The organism is Aminobacter sp. P4_D5, from assembly GCF_056401815.1.
In genome coordinates this window covers 1-1,016 of record NZ_JBFUIP010000438.1, presented here as the reverse complement: position 1 = coordinate 1,016, position 1,016 = coordinate 1, and the positions used below count along the sequence as shown (strand labels likewise).

At 70.5% G+C, this 1,016-nt stretch carries 2 protein-coding genes and 1 pseudogene; 1 reads left to right on the top strand and 2 read right to left on the bottom strand.

Features of this window, described 5'->3' with window-relative positions; genetic code table 11:
• Positions 1-503 (bottom strand): NUDIX-like domain-containing protein (locus AC1DWF_RS32585; RefSeq protein WP_476842651.1); only part of this gene is annotated, 503 nt, incomplete at its 3' end.
• A gap of 45 nt (positions 504-548) precedes the next feature.
• The gene (locus AC1DWF_RS32580; protein ID WP_476842650.1) at positions 549-728 is read right to left on the bottom strand and encodes a hypothetical protein; all 180 of its coding nucleotides are present in this window, start codon (positions 726-728) and stop codon (positions 549-551) included.
• 44 nt (positions 729-772) lie between these two features.
• Here AC1DWF_RS32580 and AC1DWF_RS32575 point away from each other — a divergent pair.
• Positions 773-1,016: pseudogene (locus AC1DWF_RS32575) on the top strand (hypothetical protein); the annotation flags it as partial.

Below are 1,016 nucleotides of genomic sequence, written 5' to 3'. Positions count from 1 at the left end.
CCGCAGCTGGGGCAGGCAAGGGCGTTGCCGGCGTCGCGCGGCTCGGTGCCGTTGCCGCAGACGCCGCAGAAGAGATGCTTCACCCGCCAGTGCATGAGGCCGCGCGCATGGGCGAGCACGCTGGCCTCGCCTTCCGGCAGCAGGCCGGCGACGCCGCGAAGGTCGGAGAAAGCGCCCATCTCCGGCGGCAGGAGGGGGAGCGGGTCGTCGGTCTTGGAGCAATCCACGGCGAAGACCGGGCGCTTTTCCCAGAGGCCCAGGAAGGCCCAGGGGCCACCGGCCATGCGGACGGCCTCGGCGCCGGCGCGGCTGAGCATCACGGCCTCGGGTCTGCCCTGCTCCACGCCACGCATCAGACTGCGGGAGCGCCAGACCGGAACGAAAAGCGCCGCGTCGTCGGCGAGCTGGCTGGCGATGAATTCCTCGTCGTTGCGCTTACCCGAGAGCCGGTCGAGCGGGCTCCCGGTGTAGACATTCTCGCGGCTGGCAGGGATCATGAGCATGGCCGCAACCTGCCATGCTCCGCAGTGGCCGCCAACTGAGAGAAATCAGTAGGCCAGGAAGTACCAGGCGATGGCGAGGGCCGGGATCACGAGGCCGAGCCCGCCGATCAAGACCCAGCGGGTCATGTTCACGGGCTGGCCCCCGCGGGCCTCGGTCGCGGTGAGGGCGGGCTTGCGTTCGCTCATGCCAGGGGAACGCCGGGTTTCCCCGAAGGTTTCGCCCATGCGGCCTCGCTTGCTAGCCTGAGGACGAATCCGGGACCCGACGCATGCGGACGATCGCCGACATCTCCCTGCTGGCCGCCTGCCCCTGGTGGCGGCCGGACCGCGCGACGAGCCTGGTGATCCGCGGCGGACGGCCGCTGGTGGGAACCTATCCGATCAGCGGAGCCAAGAATGCGGTGCTGCCGCTGATGGTGGCGGCCCTGGTGACGCCGCATCTCGTGACCCTCCACAACGTCCCAGCCAGCCTGGACGTGGCGGTGCTGGCGAACCTGCTCCAGCGGCTGGGGG